Source organism: Parvibaculum sp., from assembly GCF_045863935.1.
Classification (GTDB): Bacteria; Pseudomonadota; Alphaproteobacteria; order Parvibaculales; family Parvibaculaceae; genus Parvibaculum.
In genome coordinates, this window is the sequence record NZ_BTVP01000003.1 from 1 (window position 1) to 20,970 (window position 20,970).

The 20,970-nt window shown below is 63.3% G+C and carries 20 protein-coding genes and 1 tRNA gene; 13 read left to right on the forward strand and 8 right to left on the reverse strand.

The features are described from left to right. Positions 1–329 precede the first annotated feature (329 nt). The 10 genes from purT to ACKUUH_RS02070 all read left to right on the forward strand — a co-directional run bounded on the left by purT (position 330) and on the right by ACKUUH_RS02070 (position 11,161). Positions 330–1,535 (forward strand): formate-dependent phosphoribosylglycinamide formyltransferase, encoded by a 1,206-nt coding sequence (purT, locus tag ACKUUH_RS02025; protein ID WP_407948181.1) that lies wholly within the window; start codon positions 330–332, stop codon positions 1,533–1,535. Positions 1,536–1,629: 94 nt separating this feature from the next. Then, positions 1,630–2,580 carry a calcium/sodium antiporter gene (locus ACKUUH_RS02030; RefSeq protein ID WP_407948182.1) on the forward strand — a complete coding sequence of 317 codons (951 nt, stop codon included), beginning with the start codon at positions 1,630–1,632 and terminating at the stop codon, positions 2,578–2,580. Positions 2,581–2,726: 146 nt separating this feature from the next. Then, positions 2,727–3,686: a LysR family transcriptional regulator gene (locus ACKUUH_RS02035; RefSeq protein WP_407948183.1), complete on the forward strand. Its 960-nt coding sequence runs from the start codon at positions 2,727–2,729 to the stop codon at positions 3,684–3,686. Between the two features lie 520 nt (positions 3,687–4,206). Then, positions 4,207–5,247, forward strand: a complete 1,041-nt coding sequence (locus ACKUUH_RS02040; protein WP_407948184.1) for a rod shape-determining protein — start codon at positions 4,207–4,209, stop codon at positions 5,245–5,247. A gap of 78 nt (positions 5,248–5,325) precedes the next feature. Beyond that, positions 5,326–6,246 (forward strand): rod shape-determining protein MreC, encoded by a 921-nt coding sequence (gene mreC / locus ACKUUH_RS02045; RefSeq protein ID WP_407948185.1) that lies wholly within the window; start codon positions 5,326–5,328, stop codon positions 6,244–6,246. A gap of 3 nt (positions 6,247–6,249) precedes the next feature. Beyond that, positions 6,250–6,783, forward strand: coding sequence for a rod shape-determining protein MreD (gene mreD / locus ACKUUH_RS02050; protein WP_407948186.1), 534 nt, complete (start codon positions 6,250–6,252; stop codon positions 6,781–6,783). Positions 6,784–6,808: 25 nt separating this feature from the next. Continuing rightward, positions 6,809–8,698 carry a penicillin-binding protein 2 gene (gene mrdA / locus ACKUUH_RS02055; protein WP_407948187.1) on the forward strand — a complete coding sequence of 630 codons (1,890 nt, stop codon included), beginning with the start codon at positions 6,809–6,811 and terminating at the stop codon, positions 8,696–8,698. Then, positions 8,698–9,846: a rod shape-determining protein RodA gene (gene rodA, locus ACKUUH_RS02060; protein WP_407948188.1), complete on the forward strand. Its 1,149-nt coding sequence runs from the start codon at positions 8,698–8,700 to the stop codon at positions 9,844–9,846. Before mrdA ends, rodA begins: the two co-directional genes overlap by 1 nt. A 144-nt stretch (positions 9,847–9,990) precedes the next feature. Next, positions 9,991–10,066: transfer RNA gene (locus ACKUUH_RS02065), tRNA-Lys, on the forward strand. A 60-nt stretch (positions 10,067–10,126) separates the two neighbouring features. Continuing rightward, a complete protein-coding gene (locus ACKUUH_RS02070; protein ID WP_407948189.1) occupies positions 10,127–11,161 on the forward strand; it encodes a phytanoyl-CoA dioxygenase family protein in 1,035 nt (344 codons plus the stop codon). Positions 11,162–11,164: 3 nt separating this feature from the next. On the opposite strand, the gene ACKUUH_RS02075 is transcribed toward ACKUUH_RS02070, so the two are convergent. Both ACKUUH_RS02075 and ACKUUH_RS02080 read right to left on the reverse strand, forming a co-directional pair. Then, positions 11,165–12,007, reverse strand: coding sequence for a hypothetical protein (locus tag ACKUUH_RS02075; RefSeq protein WP_407948190.1), 843 nt, complete (start codon positions 12,005–12,007; stop codon positions 11,165–11,167). Positions 12,008–12,092: 85 nt separating this feature from the next. Further along, on the reverse strand, positions 12,093–13,451 hold the full coding sequence (locus ACKUUH_RS02080; protein ID WP_407948191.1) for a DEAD/DEAH box helicase: 1,359 nt from the start codon (positions 13,449–13,451) through the stop codon (positions 12,093–12,095). A gap of 309 nt (positions 13,452–13,760) precedes the next feature. Here ACKUUH_RS02080 and ACKUUH_RS02085 point away from each other — a divergent pair, with 309 nt between their 5' ends. Further along, positions 13,761–14,726, forward strand: a complete 966-nt coding sequence (locus tag ACKUUH_RS02085; RefSeq protein ID WP_407948192.1) for a magnesium transporter CorA family protein — start codon at positions 13,761–13,763, stop codon at positions 14,724–14,726. Then, on the forward strand, positions 14,723–15,325 hold the full coding sequence (locus tag ACKUUH_RS02090; protein WP_407948193.1) for a histidine phosphatase family protein: 603 nt from the start codon (positions 14,723–14,725) through the stop codon (positions 15,323–15,325). The genes ACKUUH_RS02085 and ACKUUH_RS02090 overlap by 4 nt, the downstream gene beginning before the upstream one ends. A gap of 9 nt (positions 15,326–15,334) precedes the next feature. On the opposite strand, the gene ACKUUH_RS02095 is transcribed toward ACKUUH_RS02090, so the two are convergent. After that, on the reverse strand, positions 15,335–15,922 hold the full coding sequence (locus tag ACKUUH_RS02095) for a hypothetical protein (protein ID WP_407948194.1): 588 nt from the start codon (positions 15,920–15,922) through the stop codon (positions 15,335–15,337). 135 nt (positions 15,923–16,057) lie between these two features. On the opposite strand from ACKUUH_RS02095, the gene ACKUUH_RS02100 reads away from it, so the two are divergent. Beyond that, the gene (locus ACKUUH_RS02100; protein WP_407948195.1) at positions 16,058–16,672 is read left to right on the forward strand and encodes a class I SAM-dependent methyltransferase; all 615 of its coding nucleotides are present in this window, start codon (positions 16,058–16,060) and stop codon (positions 16,670–16,672) included. Here the strand turns inward: ACKUUH_RS02100 and ACKUUH_RS02105 are convergent. The 5 genes from ACKUUH_RS02105 to ACKUUH_RS02125 all read right to left on the reverse strand — a co-directional run bounded on the left by ACKUUH_RS02105 (position 16,652) and on the right by ACKUUH_RS02125 (position 20,895). Further along, entirely contained in the window at positions 16,652–17,737 is a 1,086-nt protein-coding gene (locus ACKUUH_RS02105; protein WP_407948196.1) for a prenyltransferase, read from the reverse strand. The two genes, ACKUUH_RS02100 and ACKUUH_RS02105, sit on opposite strands and share 21 nt — an antisense overlap. A gap of 4 nt (positions 17,738–17,741) precedes the next feature. Next, on the reverse strand, positions 17,742–18,458 hold the full coding sequence (locus tag ACKUUH_RS02110; RefSeq protein WP_407948197.1) for a methyltransferase domain-containing protein: 717 nt from the start codon (positions 18,456–18,458) through the stop codon (positions 17,742–17,744). After that, on the reverse strand, positions 18,424–19,785 hold the full coding sequence (locus ACKUUH_RS02115; RefSeq protein WP_407948198.1) for a glycosyltransferase family 4 protein: 1,362 nt from the start codon (positions 19,783–19,785) through the stop codon (positions 18,424–18,426). Before ACKUUH_RS02115 ends, ACKUUH_RS02110 begins: the two co-directional genes overlap by 35 nt. Before the next feature lie 238 nt (positions 19,786–20,023). Then, complete coding sequence (locus tag ACKUUH_RS02120) at positions 20,024–20,446, reverse strand: nuclear transport factor 2 family protein (protein WP_407948199.1); 423 nt, start codon at positions 20,444–20,446, stop codon at positions 20,024–20,026. 83 nt (positions 20,447–20,529) lie between these two features. Continuing rightward, a complete protein-coding gene (locus ACKUUH_RS02125) occupies positions 20,530–20,895 on the reverse strand; it encodes a hypothetical protein (protein ID WP_407948200.1) in 366 nt (121 codons plus the stop codon). Positions 20,896–20,970: the final 75 nt, after the last annotated feature.

Below are 20,970 nucleotides of genomic sequence, written 5' to 3' on the forward strand. Positions count from 1 at the left end.
AAAACAGGGAATCATCAATCAACACCAGCCGCCACCCTCTTTTGCAGAGAAATCCCTGTGGGAGGGTCAAACCGCTGTAAGCGGTTTGGGGAGGGGTAAGCGGAGAAGTGAGAACGAGCCATACGTGGTGAGCTTGATACCCCTCCCCGAAATTGGCTTCGCTGACGCTCGCAAATTTCGACCCTCCCCACTTTGGCGGCTTGTCCGCCAAAGCGAACAAGGTGGGGGGAGGGTGGACCTCGAACACCGCTCCGGATTTGGGTCCACCTCCGTTCCGGCCTCCCGCCCAATGTGCTAAACCCGCCCCCAACCAACCTTTCGGAGGCTCCATGCGCATCGGCACGCCGCTTTCCCCATCCGCTTTCCGCGTCATGCTTCTCGGCTCCGGCGAGCTCGGCAAGGAAGTGGTGATCGAGCTGCAGCGGCTCGGCGTCGAGGTGATCGCCGTCGACCGCTATGCGAACGCGCCGGCGCATCAGGTGGCGCACCGTTCCCATGTGATTGCCATGACCGATGCAAAGGCGCTTCGCGCGCTGGTCGAGAAGGAGCGGCCGCATCTCATCGTGCCGGAGATCGAGGCCATTGCGACGGACGAGCTTGCGCGCATCGAGGCGGACGGCCTCGCGCAAGTGATCCCGACCGCGCGGGCGACGCAACTCACCATGAACCGCGAGGGCATTCGCTGCCTCGCGGCCGAAGAACTCGGCCTGCCGACGTCCCCTTACGCATTCGCATCGACGGCTGCCGAACTGAAAGACGCAATAGCGGCGGGCATCGGTTTTCCGTGCTTCGTGAAGCCCGTCATGTCGTCTTCCGGCAAGGGGCAGAGCCTCCTCGACGGTCCGGACGACATTCAGCCTGCATGGGATTATGCGATGGCCGGCGGGCGCGTCGAGGCGCCGCGCGTCATTGTCGAGGGGCTCGTCGATTTCGACTACGAGATCACGCAGCTCACCGTCCGGGCGAAGGGTGCCGGCGGAGAGGTGGAAACCTCCTTCTGTGCGCCCATCGGCCATCGTCAGGTGAAGGGCGATTACGTCGAGAGCTGGCAGCCACAGGTTATGAGCGAGAAGGCGCTCGCCTCGGCGCGCGACATCGCGGGGCGGGTCACCGGCGCGCTTGGCGGCCGGGGCATATTCGGTGTCGAGCTTTTCGTGAAGGGCGATGACGTGTGGTTCTCGGAAGTTTCACCGCGCCCGCACGATACCGGCCTCGTCACGCTCATTACGCAATATCAAAGCGAGTTCGCGCTTCATGCCCGCGCCATTCTCGGCCTTCCCGTGACCGTCGATATGATCTCGCCCGGCGCCAGCGCCGTCATTTATGGCGGGCTCGAGGAAAAGGGTATCGCCTTTGAGGGCGTCGAGAAGGCGCTGTCGCTTCCCGGCACGGATATCCGTCTTTTCGGCAAGCCGGAATCCTTCGAGCGCCGCCGCATGGGCGTCGCGCTTGCACGTGCCGGCGATACGGTCGAGGCGCGGAAACGGGCGAAGCAGGCGGCGGACAGCGTCAGGCCCGTCTCCGGCGCGAAATAAATTTCGTCCCAAGGACTTTCCGTCCCTCGTAACGGCGTATCCTGTGCACCATGTTTTCCGCGCCGGCTTTCCGGCGTTGTGTCGGGAGTAAGGATTGACCTTCTTTTATCTCGTGCTCGGGCTTCTTCTGCTCCTCGGCGGTGCTGAATTCCTGGTCAAGGGTGCGGCGGCGCTTGCGACGCGCATTGGCGTCTCGCCCTTCATGATCGGGCTCACCCTTGTCGGCTTCGGCACCTCGGCGCCGGAACTCGTGGCAAGTCTCGAAGGTGCATTCCAGGGCTATCCGGGCATCGCCGTCGGCAATGTCGTCGGCTCGAACATCGCCAACATCCTCCTCATTCTCGGCGCGTCCGGCCTCATCTTCCCGCTCGTCTGCGACCGCGACGTGCTGAAGCGCGACGGCGCGATGATGCTCATGGCCGCCGCGGCGTTTGTCGTGGTCTGTCTCGTCGGCGAACTCTCGCGGCTTGCCGGTTTCGCCTTCCTCGCCGTCCTCGCGCTCTATCTCGTCTATACCTACCGGGCGGACAAGAAGGGCCAGGACGGGGCGGGGGAGCTTCATGCCGCCGAGGCGGAGTTTCTCAAGGCCCGCCATCCGATGAGCCTCGTCATCGAAATCGTCATGGCGGCAGGCGGGCTCATCGCGCTCGTCACCGGTGCCTCGCTCCTTGTCGGCAGTGCGGTCGAGATCGCCACCGGGTTCGGCATCTCCGATTCCATCGTCGGGCTCACCATCGTCGCTGTCGGCACCTCGTTGCCGGAGCTTGCGACCTCCGTCCTCGCCGCCCTTCGACGCCAGGCGGATATCGCCATCGGCAATGTCGTCGGCTCGAACATCTTCAACGTGTTCGGTATCGCCGGTGTCGTTGCCTCGGTGAAGCCCGTTTCCGTTCCCGGGGATATCGCCTCCTTCGACATCTGGGTCATGGCCGCCGCCTCGATCCTGTTCATGGTCTTCGCCTGGTCGGGCAGGCGGATCGGGCGGGTGGAGGCGCTCCTTCTCCTTCTCGGCTACGGAGCCTATGTGACGTTTTTATTGCATTAACGTGACAGCCGGCCGGGTTTATCCCCGCGCCGCCGCCGTCTTATCCTCGCTAATTTTGCAAATCACCTTTTGCATTTCCGCATTTAAACTGTTTCCCGCTACCGCTATTCTGCTTTCTCCTGATCGTTGCCGGAGGCAGGACGCGGATGAACTGGGACGATTTGCGTTTCTTTCTGGCCGTAGCCGGGGCGGGCAGCCTTTCCGGCGCCGGCCAGCAGCTTGGCGTCAATACGACGACGGTTTTGCGCCGTGTGGCCTCCCTTGAGGACGATCTCGGTGCCCGCCTCTTCGAGCGCGAGCGCACCGGCTACCGTCTCACCGCCGCCGGCGAGAAGCTCGTCGAGGCGCTGGAGCCCGTAGATCGGCGGCTTTCTGCGCTTCCGCGTGATTTTGCAGCTGCGGGCGAGGGGGCGGAAGGTTCTGTCCGGCTCGCGGCAGGCGAGACCGTCGCCACCTTTCTTCTCGCTGCAGAGTATCCGGCCTTCCGGCGGGAGCATCCCGGGCTGGAGCTGGAAATCCTTACGGATCCGCGACTTGCAGCCATTGGCCAGGCACCGCGGATCGGCAATCCCCTGAAGGATGTCGACATAGCCGTTCGTCTCGCCCGGCCGACGCAGGGCGACATGCTGATGCGAAAGCTCGGCGACATGGCCTATGGGCTCTACGCCTCGCCCGGTTATCTCGAGGCGCGCGGTCGGCCACTCCAGATGCAGGACATCGCGGCTCACGACCTCATCGGTTTCCCGCGCGGGGAAACGCCGCTCGGTCCCGTCTGGTGGTTCTCGCGCGCAGAAAAATCGGCGCGAATCGCTTTGCGCTCTTCAAGCGTTTCGGCGCGTGCCGAGGCGGCGCGTCAGGGGCTGGGTCTGACGGCACTGCCTTGCATGGTTGGCGATGTTGAAACCGGTCTCGAACGAATTTTCGGACCGGACACGCTCGGGTCGCTGGAGATGTGGCTGATGACACGCAACGACCTTGCCCAGCTTGCTCATGTTCGGGCCGTTATGGAATTCGTTGTGGACGCGGTTAAGCGCCGCCGCTCCCCCCTTGAAGGACGCGATCACGAGGTGCGCGAGCTCATGCCCCGGTCTCGTCCAAACCATTGAAAATCCGTGGAAATTCAGAGCAGGCCATTGCCATTGCGCGAGGTTTCAGCGTAAAAATCTTGTGCTGATGCGGGATCGGACAGCCTTAACGCACCCTTAGTCTCCCGGCCGCTATGGTTAGCGACGCGTTAGCCGCGGAAGCGCCAGCGTGGGGTTCCGGGGCTACGTCCGAAGCATTCTGGTTCGAGACCTGCAAACAGGACAGGCGATGATATTTGCGGTCCATGCAAAGACGGCGCGTATGGACGAAGCGGAGGGCGGCTTTGCCTCAGTTTCGTCGCAGATCGTTCGTATGCTGAGAATCAGTGAGATTCATCCAGCAGACGGAGCCGGGGCTTGAACGGCTGCCGCGCCGTCGGGGGAACGATGAGGGGCAAGCGACCTTCCCGCCTTTCACATGTGCCGGCGGCCGATATTCGGACGCGCCTTAACAAAAAAGCCACCTCAAGTGGCGCATTCTCAACTGCGGCCGAAACGTTTGTCGTTTCCGGCGGCGCTCTGTCAAAGGAATAGAATAAGCATGCTTTCCGGTCTGCTCGGCATGTTCTCTGCCGATATGGCAATCGATCTCGGCACGGCGAACACCCTGGTCTATGTGAAGGGGCGGGGGATCGTGCTGAACGAGCCGTCGGTTGTCGCCATCATCGAAAAAGGCGGCAAGAAGCAGGTTCTTGCTGTCGGCGAGGAAGCGAAGATGATGCTTGGCCGCACGCCCGGCAACATCCAGGCGATCCGGCCCATGCGCGACGGCGTCATCGCCGACTTCGAAATTGCGGAAGAAATGATCAAGCACTTCATCCGCAAGGTGCATAACCGCCGTTCCTTTGCCAATCCGCAGATCATCGTTTGCGTACCTTCCGGATCGACGGCGGTCGAACGTCGCGCCATTCAGGAATCGGCCCTTTCCGCAGGTGCGCGCCGCGTCTATCTCATCGAGGAGCCGATGGCTGCCGCAATTGGCGCCGGGCTTCCCGTGACGGAGCCGACCGGCTCCATGGTGGTCGATATCGGCGGCGGCACGACGGAAGTTGCGGTGCTTTCCCTCGGCGGCATCGTCTATGCGCGCTCGGTGCGCGTCGGCGGCGACAAGATGGATGAGGCGATCATCGCCTATATCCGCCGCCACCATAACCTCCTTGTCGGCGAAGCGAGTGCGGAGCGCATCAAGAAGGAAGTGGGCTCTGCCGCCATTCCCGCCGATGGCGATGGCATGACCATCGAGATCAAGGGCCGCGACCTGATGAACGGTGTGCCGAAAGAGATCGCCATCGGGCAGAGGCAGATCGCAGAAAGTCTCGCTGAGCCCGTCGGTGCGATCGTCGAGGCGGTCAAGGTTGCGCTCGAAGCGACGCCGCCGGAACTTGCGGCCGACATCGTGGACAAGGGCATCGTTCTCACAGGCGGTGGTGCGCTGCTGACCAATCTCGATCAGGTGCTGCGCGACGAGACGGGCCTTCCCGTCAGCATCGCCGACGATGCGCTTTCCTGTGTCGCCCTCGGCACGGGCAAGGCGCTTGAGCACATCAGGACGATGAAGCACGTCCTTTCATCCGTGTACTAGGTGAGACAGGACTGGGCTCCCGTCGGGAGTGTCGAGCAGAAACGGACGGGTCGAGCGTATTAGAGAGCAGTAGTCGTCATGGACCCGAATCGTTCAGCGCTGCCGTTTCGTGAATTTTCGCACCGGATTTCGCTCGTCTTCATGCTGACGCTCGCAGCGGCGCTGCTTCTGCTCGGCCGCGCGGAGACCTATGTCTTCGATCGTGCCCGCCAGGTGGTAACCGACCTCGCCGCTCCTCTTCTCGAGGTTGCCTCGCGCCCTGTTGCCGCCACGCGGCGCATCATCGAGCGCACCGACGAATACGCCTATGTCTTCGATGAGAACGAACGTCTTCGTGCCGAGAATGCGCGGCTTCTCGCGTGGAAAGAAGAAGCGCTGAAGCTTCAGGGCAAGGTTGCGCGCTACGAGGCGCTGCTCAACGTGCAGGTCGATCCCTCGATTGAATATGCAAGCGGACGCGTTGTAAGCGATTCAGGCGGTCCTTTTGTTGAGACGGTGCTCGTCAATGTCGGTACGGAACAGGGCGCAAAGAGCGGACAAGCCGTTATCGACACTGACGGACTTGTGGGGCGTCTGGTTTCGACGGGCCCGAAGGCGAGCCGCGTCCTTCTGCTGACAGACCTCAACAGTCGCGTTCCCGTCGTCATTGAGCCGGCGCACTATAAGGCGGTGCTCGCGGGCGACAACACGGATTGGCCGAAGCTCGAATACCTCGCCGCGCAGAGTGCGATCTCGCCCGGCGACCGCGTGGTGACATCGGGCGATGGCGGCCTCATCCCTCCGGGTCTTCCCGTTGGTCTCGTCATCCAGACCAGCTCCGGCGATCTCCGCGTCCAGACCTTCTCGGACCGTGGGCGGCTCGATTTCGTGCGCGTGCTGCAATACGAGTTCCCCTCCAAGGTGAAGCGGCAGGACCCGCCGGACGTTCTCAAAGGGCCGGCCGAGGGCGCTCAATCGGGTGCTGCTCCAGCCGCCGCACAAGCCGCGGCGAGGGAGTAGGCAATGGCAAAGCTCGAGCCCTATTCCCCCACACCTGCCGCCCGCGCCGGCCGCATCGTCATGACGATCATGCCTTTTGCCATGGGGCTCGCCTGCGTCTTGCTCGCCTTCGTGCCGCTTGGACGCATCGTCGGCTCGCCGCTCACGCCGGCCTTTCCGCTGATGGCAATCTATTACTGGGCAATCGTGAAGCCCGAGATGTTTCCGCCCTTTGCGGTCTTCGCAGTCGGGCTCATGTTCGACCTCATTTCCGGGGGTGCGATAGGCCTGTGGGCATTCGTCTATGTCGTCACCTATGCGGTCGTGATCTCGCAACGTATGTTACTCGTGAACGCGCCTTTCTCCGCCTTCTGGATCGGATTTCTGGTGACGGCGGCGTTCGCGGGAGTGCTTGCATGGGCCATCGTCTCGGTCATTCACGGCATTTTCGTTCCGCCCGGCTCCGTCATCCGCCATATGGCGGTTACGGTCGCCGTTTTCCCGGTCTTTGCTATGCTGTTCGGACGCATTCAGACGCGCGTCCTGCAGGGCAGCTAGGGGACAGGGAGGTGAGGTCGAGCGCATGCAGATAAGCGGACGGGACAGCAACAGGTACCAGACCTTCACGCGGCGGGCGGCTCTGCTCGCGGGCGCGCAGGGCATTGCCTTTGTCGCGCTGGCGGGCCGCATGTACTACCTGCAGGTGCTGAAGACCGACCAATACCGCATGCTTGCGGAGGAGAACCGCGTGAGCATGCGCCTGCTTGCGCCGCTGCGGGGCAATATCGTGGACCGCTTCGGCCGCATACTCGCGGCCAACCGGCAGAACTACCGCGCCATGCTGATCTCCGAGCAGACGCCCGATGTCGAAGCAACGCTCACGCGCCTTTCCAATATCGTCGAGATCGACGACTTCACGAAGAAGCGCATCCTTCGTGACATTTCCCGGTCGCCCCGCTTCATGCCGGTAACGGTGGCGGAAGGCCTGACCTGGGATCAGTTCGCGCAGGTGAATATCAACGAACCGGACCTCGCCGGGATCGTGCCCGATGTCGGTGAGACAAGAGATTATCCCTACGGCGAGGAACTCGCCCATATCCTCGGTTACGTTGCCGCCGTCTCCGAGAAGGATCTTCAGCAGGCGGAAGGAAATCAGCCGGTTCTGAAGCTTCCGGGCTTCCGTATCGGCAAGGAAGGCATCGAGAAGACCTACGACAAGGAACTGCGCGGCGTGCCGGGCTCCAGCCATGTCGAGGTGAATGCCTATGGCAGAGTGATCCGCGAGCTTGCCAAGGATCCGGGCACGCCCGGCAGCGAGGTCGTGCTCACGCTCGACATGGACATCCAGCGCTTCGCGTGGGACCGGCTCAAGGGCGAGTCCGCAAGCTCGGTTGTTCTCGACATTCATACCGGCGATGTCATCTCTTTCGTTTCGGCGCCGGCCTATGACCCCAACCAGTTCAACATGGGCTATGGAACGGCCGAGTATAAAGCGCTGCTCGAAAGTCCTTATCTGCCATTGATGAACAAGGCGCTGGCAGGCATGTATCCGCCGGGTTCGACCTTCAAGATGGTCGTTGCCATGGCCGCAGTCGAAGCTGGCGTCGACCCCAACCATCGCGTCGTCTGTCCCGGCCATTACTCGCTTGGCAGCCACGATTTCCATTGCTGGAAGAAGGGCGGGCATGGCGCGCTCAACATGCACGATGCGATCAAGCATTCCTGCGACGTCTTCTTCTACGACACGGCAAAGCGCATCGGTATCGAAGCTGTCGCCGACATGGCGAAGCGCTTCGGCCTTGGTGAAATCTACGGATTCGAGGTTCCAGGCGAGAAGCCGGGCCTCGTGCCGACACCCGGATGGAAACGCGCCGTGAAGGGCGAGGTCTGGCATCCCGGCGAGACGGTGATTGCCGGCATCGGCCAGGGCTACCTGCTGACGACACCGCTGCAGCTTGCGGTGATGACCGCGCGCATCGCGAATGGCGGTTATGCCATCCAGCCCAGGATTACACGCGCCATCGGCGGCAACCTGCTTCCCGTTCCCGAGCCGAAGTTCATCGGCGTGAGCGAGCGCGCGATTCATGTGGCGCAGGGGGGAATGAACGGCGTCTCGAATGAGATCGGCGGTACGGCCTATCGCTCGCGCATCGCCGAGCCGGGCATGGAGCTTGCGGGCAAGACCGGCACGGCGCAGGTCCGGCGTATCAGCCGGGCGGAACGCCTGAGCGGTGTTCTGAAAAACGAAGCGCTCGAGTGGCGGCAGCGCGACCACGCGCTTTTCGTCTGCTTCGCACCTGTCGATGCGCCGCGCTACGCCATGTCCGTCGTGATCGAGCATGGCGGCTCCGGTTCCGGCGCCGCCGCGCCCGTCGCGCGCGATATCATGCATGAAGTTCTCAAGCGCAACCCGGCACGGCCGCAGGCGGGAAATCCGCCGACCGTCGGACCGAAAACGGCGAGGGCAGGCTGATGCTCGACCTTCGCCGGTTCACCGGCCATGAAATGCGTCTCGGCGAAAAACTGATCGAGTTCAACTGGGGCTTTCTTCTGCTGCTCGCGCTGATCGCGTCGATGGGTTTCGCCATGCTCTATTCGGTTGCGGAGGGCAGCTTTTCACCCTGGGCATTCAGACAGGCGGCGCGGTTTGCGGTTGGCATCGGCATCATGGTGTCGGTCGCGATGATCGACCTTCGCCTCTGGATGCGCCTGGCTTATCCGCTCTACGGCATCGCGCTCGTCATGCTGATCGCGGTCGAGGTCATCGGCTTCGTCGGCATGGGCGCGCAGCGCTGGCTCAATCTCGGCTTCGTCTCGGTGCAGCCGTCCGAAATCATGAAGGTGACGCTGATCCTTGCTCTTGCCCGCTATTTCCATGGGCTGACGCTTGAGGAGGTGTCGCGGATCAGGAACCTGCTCATCCCGCTCGGTCTTGTCGGCGCACCGGTGGCGCTTGTCGTGCTTCAGCCGGACCTTGGCACCGCGATCCTGCTCATCGCGACGGGCGCCGTCCTCTTTTTTTCCGCAGGCCTGCGCTGGCGCTATTTCATTCTTGCTGGCGTGGGTGTGCTGGCGGTCATCCCGATCGTCTGGAGCCGTCTCCACGATTATCAGCGCAACCGCGTGCTGACCTTTCTGGAGCCGGAGCGCGATCCGCTCGGGGCGGGCTATCACATCCTGCAATCGAAGATTGCTCTCGGCTCCGGTGGCATTTTCGGCAAGGGCTTCATGGAAGGCACGCAGAGCCAGCTCAACTTCCTGCCGGAAAAACATACAGACTTCATCTTCACCATGCTGGGCGAGGAGCTTGGCCTTGTAGGCGGGCTTGTGCTGCTCATACTCTATTTCGTGGTGCTGATGTTCTCGCTCAATGTGGCGCTTCAGTGCCGAAACCAGTTCGGCCGGCTGGTCGCCATCGGCGTCTCCATGACCTTCTTTTTCTATGTCTTCATCAATACGTCGATGGTCATGGGCCTCCTGCCGGTCGTCGGCGTGCCGCTGCCGCTGGTCTCCTATGGCGGCACAGCGATGCTCTCGCTCATGTTCGCCTTCGGGCTCCTGATGAGCGTTCATATCCACCGGAATCTGGAGATTTCGCGCGGCCCAAGCGCGTTCTGGTAGGGCGGGCGGGCCTGGGAGGCCGCCTCTTTCGAAAGAGGCGCGTGCGCGGCTGGACAGGCCCCCATTCCTTTGCTATAGGCACCGCTCCCCCACGAAATCGGTGGCCGGGATGGTGGTTTCCACCGGCCGCTCAGGCGGCACGGCGGGCGCATAGCTCAGTTGGTAGAGCAGCTGACTCTTAATCAGCGGGTCCCAGGTTCGAGTCCTGGTGCGCCCACCAAATCTTCCCCTTCTGCTATTCTTCGGCAAAGCTGTTCCCGGTTGGGGGGAGGATGTCCCGGTGAAAGTATTGTCATGGATAGCGGCGCCGCTCTGGCCGCTGCTGATTGTGAGCGGCCAGAAGTCCTTTCGCGCGAATCCGTTTCTCGGCAGTGTTGCTCTCAATCGGCTCGGACTTCATGTGGCGCGCGTGCAGATCGCGGAGCGCATGGCGGCGGCGCGCCGGGCGCGTCTTGCGCCGCGAATCGACGCGAGGCTCCGTGCGCAGTATGAGCGCGAGGGTTTCATCGCGATCGAGAATTTCCTGCCGGCGGAAGAGTTCGCCGCGCTTCGGCGCGATCTTGAGGAAGCTCCGCTTGCATCATGGGAGCGGCGCGAGGGGGCGACAGTCACCCGGCGGGGCAGTCTCGATCTGCTGGACATCGAAGGCCGCCCGGTACTCCAAAGGCTGATGGCAAGCCCGGCAATCCCGGATCTTCTGCGCTACGCCGCGGGTTGCGGCGGCGAGCCGCTCATTCATCTTCAAACAGTTCTCGCCGAAGGCGACACCCGGCGCCCCGATCCGCAGAACACGCTCCATATGGACACGTTTCATTCCACAGCGAAGGCGTGGCTCTATCTGCAGGACGTCGGGATTGAGGACGGGCCGCTCATGTATGTGCCCGGCTCCCATCGGTTGACGCCTGCGCGGCTCGAATGGGAGCGTGAACTCAGCGCATGTGCCGCGCGCCACGACGATCCAGAGATCGCAGCCGGTTCGTTCCGTATTGCCGATGAGACGCTCGCAGACCTCGGTTATCCACCGGCGCGCGCCCTTGCGGTGCCCGCCAACACGCTCGTCGTCGCCAATACGCATGGATTTCATGCGCGCAAGGCGAGCGCGAGGCCGACAGCCCGTTCGGAGATTTATGGAAGCCTCCGGCGCAACCCGTTCCTGCCCGTCACGGGATTGCATCTTCATTCTCTGCCGGGACTCAAGGGACATCTCAGCACGCGGCAGGCGCAGATCGATGCGGCGCTTGCGCGCTATCTCGGCCTCAAGGGGCCCTGGGTCGCCGTTCCACCGAAGCGTCTTTCCGATCCTGCCTCGATCTGAGCCTCAGTTGCACGCAGGCGTTTCACCGGCAAGACGGGGCCAGGTTTCCGTCCAGCCATTGCGGTGATCGAGGCCGGGCAGAATGACAAGCGCAGCGCAGCTGGTGTCGCCCATCTGTGAGAGAAAGCGGCGATTGATCTCTGCCGGAACGATCTTGTCCTCTTCACCCACATAGTGAATTTGTGGAATGCGGGCGAGTGCAGCGGCGTTTTCTGCCGGGTTCAGCGAGGCCGAGAGAGGCGTCACCTTGTGAAGCGAGGTGAAAGCTTCCGTGTCGAGCGGTGAGGTGACAGTCTTCATCCAGACAATGTCCGTTCGCCGCATCGCGAGAAGAGCAGCGATTGTGCCACCGCCCGAATAGCCGACGAGGGCGATCTCCCTTGCTCCGGTGCGCTCCTTCAACTGCTGCAGACCCTCATTCATGGCCAATACGACCTCCTCGCCGTATCGGGCCTTCGTCCAGACATCGCTTGTGCAGTTTCGTCCTGCCGTGCCGCCGGTGAACTGGCAGGGACGGGCGAGATAGGCAACGGCTGTCGAGGGATCGGCGGCTGCGAGCCGCATCGCCACGGGATTGACCGGCGTCGGATCGTCCGAGACCTCGTTCTTCCGTTTCCAGGGAAGGCCATCCCCCTCGATATAGACTGTAAGAAGACCTTCCTCTGTGCTCCCCCGCAGCAGGCCGAGGAGGTTGAAGCGTGCCGTAGGGATCGCAACGGGCCCCAGGTTTCCGCCTGCTGCAATTTCCTCAGCAACGCTCTTGCGCTCGGTAGGCTCGGGCAATCCGGCGCAGGCGGCGAGCGGCAACAGGAGAAAAAAGGCGATGGCGGCGCGTATGGTTTTCATCGGCACCCGGAAAAAAGAACGGCTCTGGAGTGAACCAGAGCCGCCCTTCGATGTGTAGCCGAATTGCGCCGCTTTGGCGCTTTCTTCAGGCGCCTGCGGACTGGCGGCGGCTCTGCTTCTGGCCGCCCTGCTTGCGGTCGCCGCGCGGGCCGTTGCCGCGGGCCTGACCGCCGCCGGGCTTGCCGCCGAAGCGGCGCTGCTTGCCGGGCTGGTTGCGGTTGCCGCCATCGTTGCGAGGGCCGCCTCCGTTGCGCCCCTGGCGCTTCGGCGCGACCGGTTCGCCAGCCGGCACGACGATCTGCTCGCCGAGCCACTCCGTCGTATCGACGGGCGTGAGGGCGCGCTTCGTCAGCCGCTCGATGCTCTTCAGGTGAGCGCGTTCGGCGGAATCGCAGAAGGAAAGGGCAATGCCGCTCTTGCCTGCACGGGCTGTGCGGCCGATGCGGTGGACATAGCTCTCCGGTTCGTTCGGCAGTTCGTAATTGATGACATGCGTGATGCCTGTCACGTCGATGCCGCGCGCGGCAATGTCCGTCGCGACGAGGATCCGCGCCTTTCCATTACGGAAATTGTCGAGCGCGCGCTGGCGGGCGCCCTGCGACTTGTTGCCGTGGATCGCTTCCGACGGCACGCCCGATTTCTCGAGCTGTTCGCTCACGCGGTTTGCGCAATGTTTGGTGCGCGTGAAAACGATCACGCGCGACAAATCGGTGTCCTCGAGCAGCTTCGCGAGGAGCTCGCGCTTTCGCTTGCCGTCCACATGCATCACGCGCTGGTCGATACGGTCGACCGTCACGACTTCCGGGGTCACTTCCACGCGAACCGGATCGTTCAGGATTTCGTCCGCAAGGTGCTCGATCGATTTCGGCATGGTCGCGGAGAAGAGAAGCGAGTGACGCTGCTTCGGCATGGCGGCGATAATCTTGCGTACGTCGCGCACAAAGCCCATGTCGAGCATGCGGTCGGCTTCGTCCAGCACCAGAATGGAGGTGCGGCCGAGATTGACGTGCTTCTGGTTCATCAGATCGAGCAGGCGGCCCGGCGTCGCGACAAGAATGTCCACGCCGCCCGACATCGCCCGCACCTGACGGAACTGGTTCACGCCACCGAAGACAACGGCCTGGCGCAGCCTGGAGCCCTTGCCATAGGTCTCGAAGCTCTTCGATATCTGCATCGCGAGTTCGCGCGTCGGCGCGAGAATGACGGCGCGGGCTTCCTTCGGGCCGGCTTTCGCGCGGTCGGCTGTCAGCTTCTGCAGGATCGGCAGAGCGAAGGCGGCGGTCTTGCCGGTGCCGGTCTGGGCGAGGCCGAGCAGGTCGCGGCCTTCGAGAAGGGCCGGGATGGACTGGGCCTGAATGGGGGTAGGGTGGATGTAGTTCTGGTCCGCAAGGGTACGGCAAAGCGGTTCGGCAATGCCGAGATCCGCGAAAGTTACAGTCGTCATTCTACTCTTGATCTTTCAAGTCAAACGTCGTGCGCCCGGCCACAATGGCCGGCGCTTTAACGCGGGGTCTTGCCGCGTTCCAACGCGCTTGGAATCGGGAAGGGGTCGAATCGTCCGGGGGTCAGGCGGTGCCAAGGGGCAGCGCAAAGCGCGCACACGCGAACGATTGACCGTGACATGAGGCTTTTCTCCCGAAATGTCAAGGAATTAGCTCGGAATGAATTGCCGCGGCCCGGACCCGAACGGATTGTCCCGCCCGCGCTGTGCAGGCATCATCGCCGCATCAAACCAGCGGAAGCGGCAGATTCGATGATAACAGCCTATGTTCCCTCGAATGGGATGCTGAAGCCGACCGGGGTCGCCATGGGCGATCCCATCCCCGACGGCGCCGTCTGGGTCGACGTGGTTTCGCCCACCGACGAGGCCCTGGCCTTTCTCGATGAGGTGCTCGGGCTCAATGTGCCGACCGAGGAGGATATGCAGGAAATCGAGATGTCGAGCCGCCTCTATCACGAGGAAAATGCGCTCTACATGACGGCAATGATGATCACGCAGGCCGACACGCCGAACCCGGTTAGTGTGCCCGTCACCTTCGTCTTGGCGGGGCACAGGCTCGTGACATTGCGCTATGCCGAGCCGACGCCGTTCAGGCTCTATGCCGCGCAGAGCCAGCGCCATGTGATGCCCTGCGCTACGGGGGAAGAAGTGCTCGCCGGGCTCCTCGACGCGATCGTCGACCGCGTTGCCGACATTCTGGAGCGCGTGCAGGGCGACATTGACGCGCTTTCCCGCGAAGTATTCGCCCATGAGGTGCGCCCCAAGAGAGACTACAATGTCATCCTGTCCCGCATCGGGCGCGGATATGCGCTCACCTCGCAAGCGCGTGAAAGCCTCGTCAGCTTCGCGCGTCTTGTCAGTTTCGTCGCGCGCCCCAGCGAGGAGAAACTGCCAAAGGCAATGGAGCGCGGCTTTAAGACCATCGCTGGCGACATTTCTTCGCTCAGCGATCATGCGAGTTTTCTCGCCAACAATATCAGCTTCACGCTCGATGCGACGCTTGGCCTCATCAACAACGAGCAGACGAGCATCATCAAGATATTCTCGGTTGCCGCGGTGGTGTTCCTGCCGCCGACGCTCATTGCCAGCATCTACGGCATGAATTTCGATTTCATGCCGGAGCTCTCATGGCTCTACGGCTACCCGATGTCGCTCGGCCTCATGGTGATTTTCGCGATCCTGCCTTACGTGTTCTTCAAATATCGCGGCTGGCTATGAGCGGTACGCGCACGGAGTGGATCTGGATACGTCATGCGCCGGTTCAGGGGCAGGAGAACCGCTACTACGGCCAACTCGATGTCGCGCCCGAACCTGTCGATCCCTCGCTCGCCGCCGCCATTGCGCGGCGCCTCCCTGCGACCGCCGTCTGGCTATCCTCGCCGCTCGTTCGCGCGCGGGCGACCGCCCTTGCGCTCAAGGACGGCGCCGATCCCATCGCCGTTGCTGCCTTCAACGACCAGAATTACGGGCTCTGGCAGGGGCGGAGTTTCAACGATGTCTTTGCCGCGAACCGGACGCTCGACTGGTCGAACCCGGTCGACATACAGCCGCCCGAGGGCGAGACCTTTTTCGACCTCGCCACGCGCGTCTATGAGGGCGTGCAGCGGCTGACGGACCACTATGCCGGGCATACGCTCGTTTCCGTCGCGCATGCGAATGTCATACGGGCGGCCATCGCCCTTGCGCTAGACATCGACCTCGGCACGGCGCTTCGCATCGAGGTCGCGCCGCTCTCGGTCACGCGGCTCGGCCACAGGGTCGTGGAGGGCGCGTCCCAGTGGAGCGTCGGCTGCATCAACCACGAAACGGGCAGCTGACGGCCGGCATCAGGCTTTCGCCGCTTCCTCTTCCCAATGCGCGATCACGCGGGCGATATGGGTTTCCATTTCGCCGAGTGCCTCGACGATGAGGCCGATGCGTTTGCCCGTCATCTCGTGATAGGCGGACGCCATGAAGATCCCGGTCGCATGGTGTTCGATTTCGTCGCAGAGATCGGCATCGGCGCCCGCGCTGCGCAGCGTCTCGCCAATCTCCTGCAATCTTTCCGCGGCCTTGGCGATGTCGCCTGCCGCGCGTTCCGCGGCTTCCGCGACGGCGGCCAGATCGTCAGGTTCCGTCTCCGCGCGGTTGTGCCGGTCGCCGGGTTTCACGGCGGCAATCGCCTTGCGCGTTTCGTCCATCGCGCGCCGCATCTGCTGCATGTCGTGATAGAGGAAGCCGAAACGGGCATCCGCCGCCGTTTCCCGCGCGAGGTCGTAGAGCCTGCCGATCGCCGAAATCACCTCGTCGGTGTCGCTGCTGCGGTTGCGGCGGGCGCATTCCTCAAGGAACCAGCGGCCGCGCGGCGTCGCGCAGACGGCGTCCCGTATGGCCTCATACTCGTCCTCTTCAACCTTGCGTGCGGCGTCGCTCATCTGGGGCTCCGGGCTTCGGGAAGCCGCTATTATCCCCGCCATTCGTTTCCCATTGGTTGAGGGGACGTTAACCTGCTTGCCGTTCCTGCCGGGACATGCGAGGGAAACGGCTCACTTTCAGGCGAGAGGCGCGCGGTGGACCTTCCGATCGATATCGAGAGCATCAAGGGTTTCATGGACCCGGACGAGGGCCGGGCGCTGCATGACGCGGCGCTCGAAGCCTCGCGCCGGGGCCCCGTGCTCGAAATCGGCTCCTATTGCGGCAAGTCGACCGTCTATATCGGCGTTGCCTGCCAGCGGAACGGCGCCGTTCTCTACGCGCTCGACCATCACTATGGCTCGGAAGAAAACCAGAAGGGCTGGGAGCACCACGACGCGGCGCTCTACGACGCGGAAACGGACCGGCTCAATACCTTCCCGCTCTTCCGCCGGACGATGCGTCTGGCGAAGCTCGAAGACACGGTGGTGCCGCTCGTTGCGCCGTCTGAGGTTGTGTCGAAGGGCTGGGCGACGCCGCTCGCCATGGTCTTCATCGATGGCGGCCACGGGATGGAACCAGCGCTCACCGATTACCGGCTCTGGGCGCCGCGCGTCATGCCGGGCGGCATCCTCGCGATCCACGATGTCTTTCCGGACCCGAAGGACGGCGGCCGCCCGCCTTACGAAATCTACAAGATGGCGCTGGCGTCCGGCCTCTTTGCGGAAGAGAAGACGGTGAAGAGCCTCAGGCTACTCCGCCGCCTCCGCTAGCGTCCGTTCGGCGAAGAGATGCGCGGCGGGCGTCATGCCGGTAATCGCATCGGTCGCGAGGATCACGGCGGCGGCCGTCCATGCGGGCTTTTCGGCCGGCCAGGCAACTTCGTCGGCAAACTGATAGCCCATCCAGTAGGCGCCGCAATCGGCGCGCCACTGATGCTGCCATGAGAGCATGGCCTCGGCCTGTTTGCGCTGGCCCGCGACGAGGAGCGCCATGGTGAGTTCCGCGCTTTCGGCGACCGTCACCCAGGGCTGGTCCATCACGCAGCGGCAGCCCTTGCCCTCGGCGACGAAGATGTCCCACTTCCAGGCGAGGCGCTTGCGCGCGGCTTCGCCGGTGACGACGCCTGCAAGGACCGGGTAGTACCAATCCATCGAGTAGCGGTCCTTGGGTTCCCATGTGCGGTCGAAGCGATGCGGCTTGTCGCGCAGGGCCTCGCCGAGCCGCGTACGTGCTTCCATCCAGTCGCGTGTCGGATGCCCCAGCTCGCGCGCGATCTGCGCGGCGCATTCGATGCTTTTGTAGATCGATGAGGAACCGGTAACGAGCGCATCGTCTTCGGGCGTATGCGGATCGTTCGCGGCCCAGCGGATATCACCATGGCTGCTCTGATGCGCGAGCACGAAGCCCATCGCCGCTTCGACATGCGGCCAGATTTCGCCGAGCCATTTGCGGTCGCGCGTCACGAGGTAATGGTGCCAGGCGCCGGTCGCGATATAGGCGGCGAAATTCGTGTCGCGAACGGGGTGGCCGGCATCGGCCTCGTCGCCGGTGAAGCGCTGCTCTTCCTCGTCGAAGGGCACGGCGCTTCCGAGCTGGCCCCACCAGGAACCATCCTTGAGCTGCGTTTCGGCGAGATAGCGGAAGGCGCGGCGCGCATGGCCGATCTCGCCCAGCACCGTCAGGCCCATCGCCGCTTCCGTGTGGTTCCACGGGTCGATCACGCCGCCGTCATACCAGGGGATCGCGCCGTTATCGCGCTGGAGTTCCAGGATGCGCGCGCAGGAGCCGTCGAAGAAATTTTCGGGCGGCCTGTCGCCCCAGGTGAGATGCGTCATGCGTTCACGCCGCTCCCTTGGTGAAGTAGAGAACGACGCTCTTGCCCATCAGCGGACCCGCGATCCTTTCGAGTGCGCGCGTCAGCCACGGACCCTGCAAGATGTCCCATTCGAGAAAACGCTTGTAGAGATTGACGATCTTCACATCCTCGCGCTTCACGCCGACGGCGCATTTGAGCCACCAGTATGGCGAATGAAGCCCGTGCGCGAAATGCCTGTGGAAGAAGGAAAGGCCGCGATCCTGGACTGCACCCTTCAATTCGCTTTCGCGGAAGATGCGCACATGGCCGCCCGGCTCGTTGTGGTAGTCGTCGGAAAGCGCCCAGCAGACCCATTCCGGCCAGAAACGGGGCACACTGACGGCGAAGGTGCCGCCCGGTTTCAGAATACGGTCGATCTCGGCGACAGCCTGCTTGTAGTCGGGAATATGCTCCAGCACTTCCGAGCAGAGCACCTTGTCGAAGCTCGCGTCCGGGAAGGGAAGCGAGAGTGCGTTGCCGACCGTGAGCGAGAAGGAGCGCTTCGTCTCCGGGTCCATGTCGGGACAGGAGCCAAAGCCGTCGCGCGTCCGGCGCACATCCTCGAAGCCGAGGTCGAGCCCGACCACGTGGCATTGCGCGTGGTAGTACATGGCATGGACATGCCGTCCCGCGCCGCAACCGAGGTCGAGCGCGCGCTGGCCGTCCCTAAGCCCGAGCACGTTCAAGTCGATTGTCTGCATTCTCTATCGTCTGCCTGTAAATTTCCGCGCATTCGCGTGCTGCGCGTTCCCATTTGAACTTTGCGAGGATGCGTTCGCGTCCGGCGCGGCCATAGGCGGCGCGCATCTCCGGATTTTCGAGCATCTTCGCGATGGCTTCCGCGAGTGCCGGCGGATTGGAGTGCTGAACCACGATGCCGGCATCGCCCACGACTTCCGGCAGCGAACCGCCATTGGTCGCGATCACCGGCGTACCGCAGGACATCGCCTCTCCGCAGGGAAAGCCGAAACCTTCATAGACGGAAGGCGACACGGCGATCGTCGCTTCGTTGTAGAGCGTGGTGATGTCCTCGTCGGTGACGCCGCTCACGAATTCCACCTTGTCCATGATGCCGAGCTGGCGCAGTTCGTAGGACGTGTTGCCCTCGCGCAGCCTGCCGATCACCTTGAGTTTGAGGTCGGGACGCGTCTTCAGCAGTTCCGCATAGGCGCGGATCAGATAGATGAGGCCCTTCAGCGGCACGTCCGCGCTCGCGCAGGCGACGATCAGGTCGTCGCGCCGCTTCACATGCGGCATCGGACGGAACTGCACATGGTCGATGCCGTGCAGCACGAGCCGCGTCTTCGAGATGTCGACGCCGAATTCGCGCGCCACGTCGCGCCGCGTGCTTTCGGAGACGACGATCAGCGGATCGAGCTGGCGGGCCACCTTGATCTGCATGTTGAGGAAGGAATACCAGCGCTTCTTCAGCAGCCTGAGTTTCAGCGAATGCGCGTGCTCGATGTCGATGCGCCGGTCCATCGTGATCGGATGGTGGATCGTGCCGACAACGGGCATGCCCATGTCGCGCATCTTGAGGAGGCCCCAGCAGAGCGTCTGGTTGTCGTGGCAGACGTCATAGTCGTCCAGCGTGCCGCGGACATAGCGCACCATGCGCTCGCCGAATGTGTAGGGCTCGGAGAAGCCGCCGGTCGCGTGGCTCCACCATTCGAAGAGGTCGATGGGGGAGGCGAACATCCAGGGCCGGATCGAGCGGATCGGATGCGGGTTCGCGTAGAGGTCGAGCGAGGGCAGCTTGATGAGCTTCACGCGCGGGTCGAGTTCGGGATAGGGCGGACCCGAAATCACATCGACCTGATGGCCGAGTTCGGCCAGTGCCTTGGCGATGTGGCGCATATAGACGCCCTGGCCGCCGGTCGTCGGATTGGAGCGATAGCTCGGCAGCAGGATCCTGAGCGGACGGTCGCCATTGATGGCCGCAAGCTTCGGCGCCTCGGGTGCGAGATGCACGGCTGGCGCTTCCGGTTTCGGTTCAGCGGCCGCATTCCGCTCAAGCACTTGCGACATGCCTTCGTCCTCTCAAGCCTCTTCAGGTCCGCTCAACCCGCAACAAGGGGCGGCGTCCGGAGCTCCCATTGGCGGGCGCGAACCCGGACCGGATTAAAAAATTTCGCCTGTCGTGGGCGGCGAACGGGTGGCCAGACACCGATATGTCTTGTGCGGCGGGGCGGTCCCGAACGCCGGGGATCATATCGGGTTCGCTGGGGGGCAACAACCCGCTAACAAGAATGTAAGCGAGCCCTCTTCAGTTGATGCTGCGTCTCGGTGGCGCCTCGCCGTCGCCGGGTTCAGGCGCCGCGCCGGATTGGTGATGAACGAGCAGCCATCCCTCGCCGCTCCGTATGAAGATATTCGTGGCGATGAGATAGTCCTGTCCGATGCGCTCATAGCAGATCACGAGCCCCATGTCGCGGTGGATGCCTGCCCGCGCGGTCAGGCATTCGATGTCGGGGCTTGCAGGGCCGGTGAGGATTGCATGCCAGCTTTGCAGCACGGCGTCGCGGCCTTCCACAGGAGGCCAGCCGGGGTGGAGACAGGTCACCGGCTCCTGTTCGGCCCAGACGGCACCCATGAGTGTGACGTCACGCTCCGCAAAAGCGCGATAGAAGGTTTCATTGGCAAAGAGAAGTGTGGCGCGGTCTCGTGCTGGTGAGTTGCCGGTTGCCATCCGTTTCATCCGCTAATGCCAAGGCTGCAACGTGTGCGCAGTCTAGCAGCGCGATGTTCCTTTGTCCGCAGGCGGCCGATCCCTCAGGGCATTGCGTGGAACCAGAGGTTTGCCGCAGCGAGACAGGCCGCAATGAGGTTCGAGGCGAAGAGCAGCACGAGATAGGTTCCCCAGGGCTCGCGCGCATCCTCGATGGGGTTCCGCCAGATGAGCCAGACGAGGAGGGGTGCCCAGAATGCAGCTGCGGCGGCGGCGATGAAGCGGGGCGCCATCTCCCGCTCCGCGAGCCCCATGCCCAGCAGGACGAGTGCGGCCCAGACGGCGAGAACCCATCGCGCTTCCGCGCGGTGAAGGACAAAGAACACCGAGGCCGTGTTGATGAAGATTAGCCAATAGACGAAACCGCGCAGGGCGTCGGGCACCCCGGAAATCGCCTCCACTAGTGCCATGTCTGCCCCCTTGCGACCCGCCAGACTGACCAGATTTACTATTTCGGTCAGTCTGGCCATTAAAGCCGCGAGGGG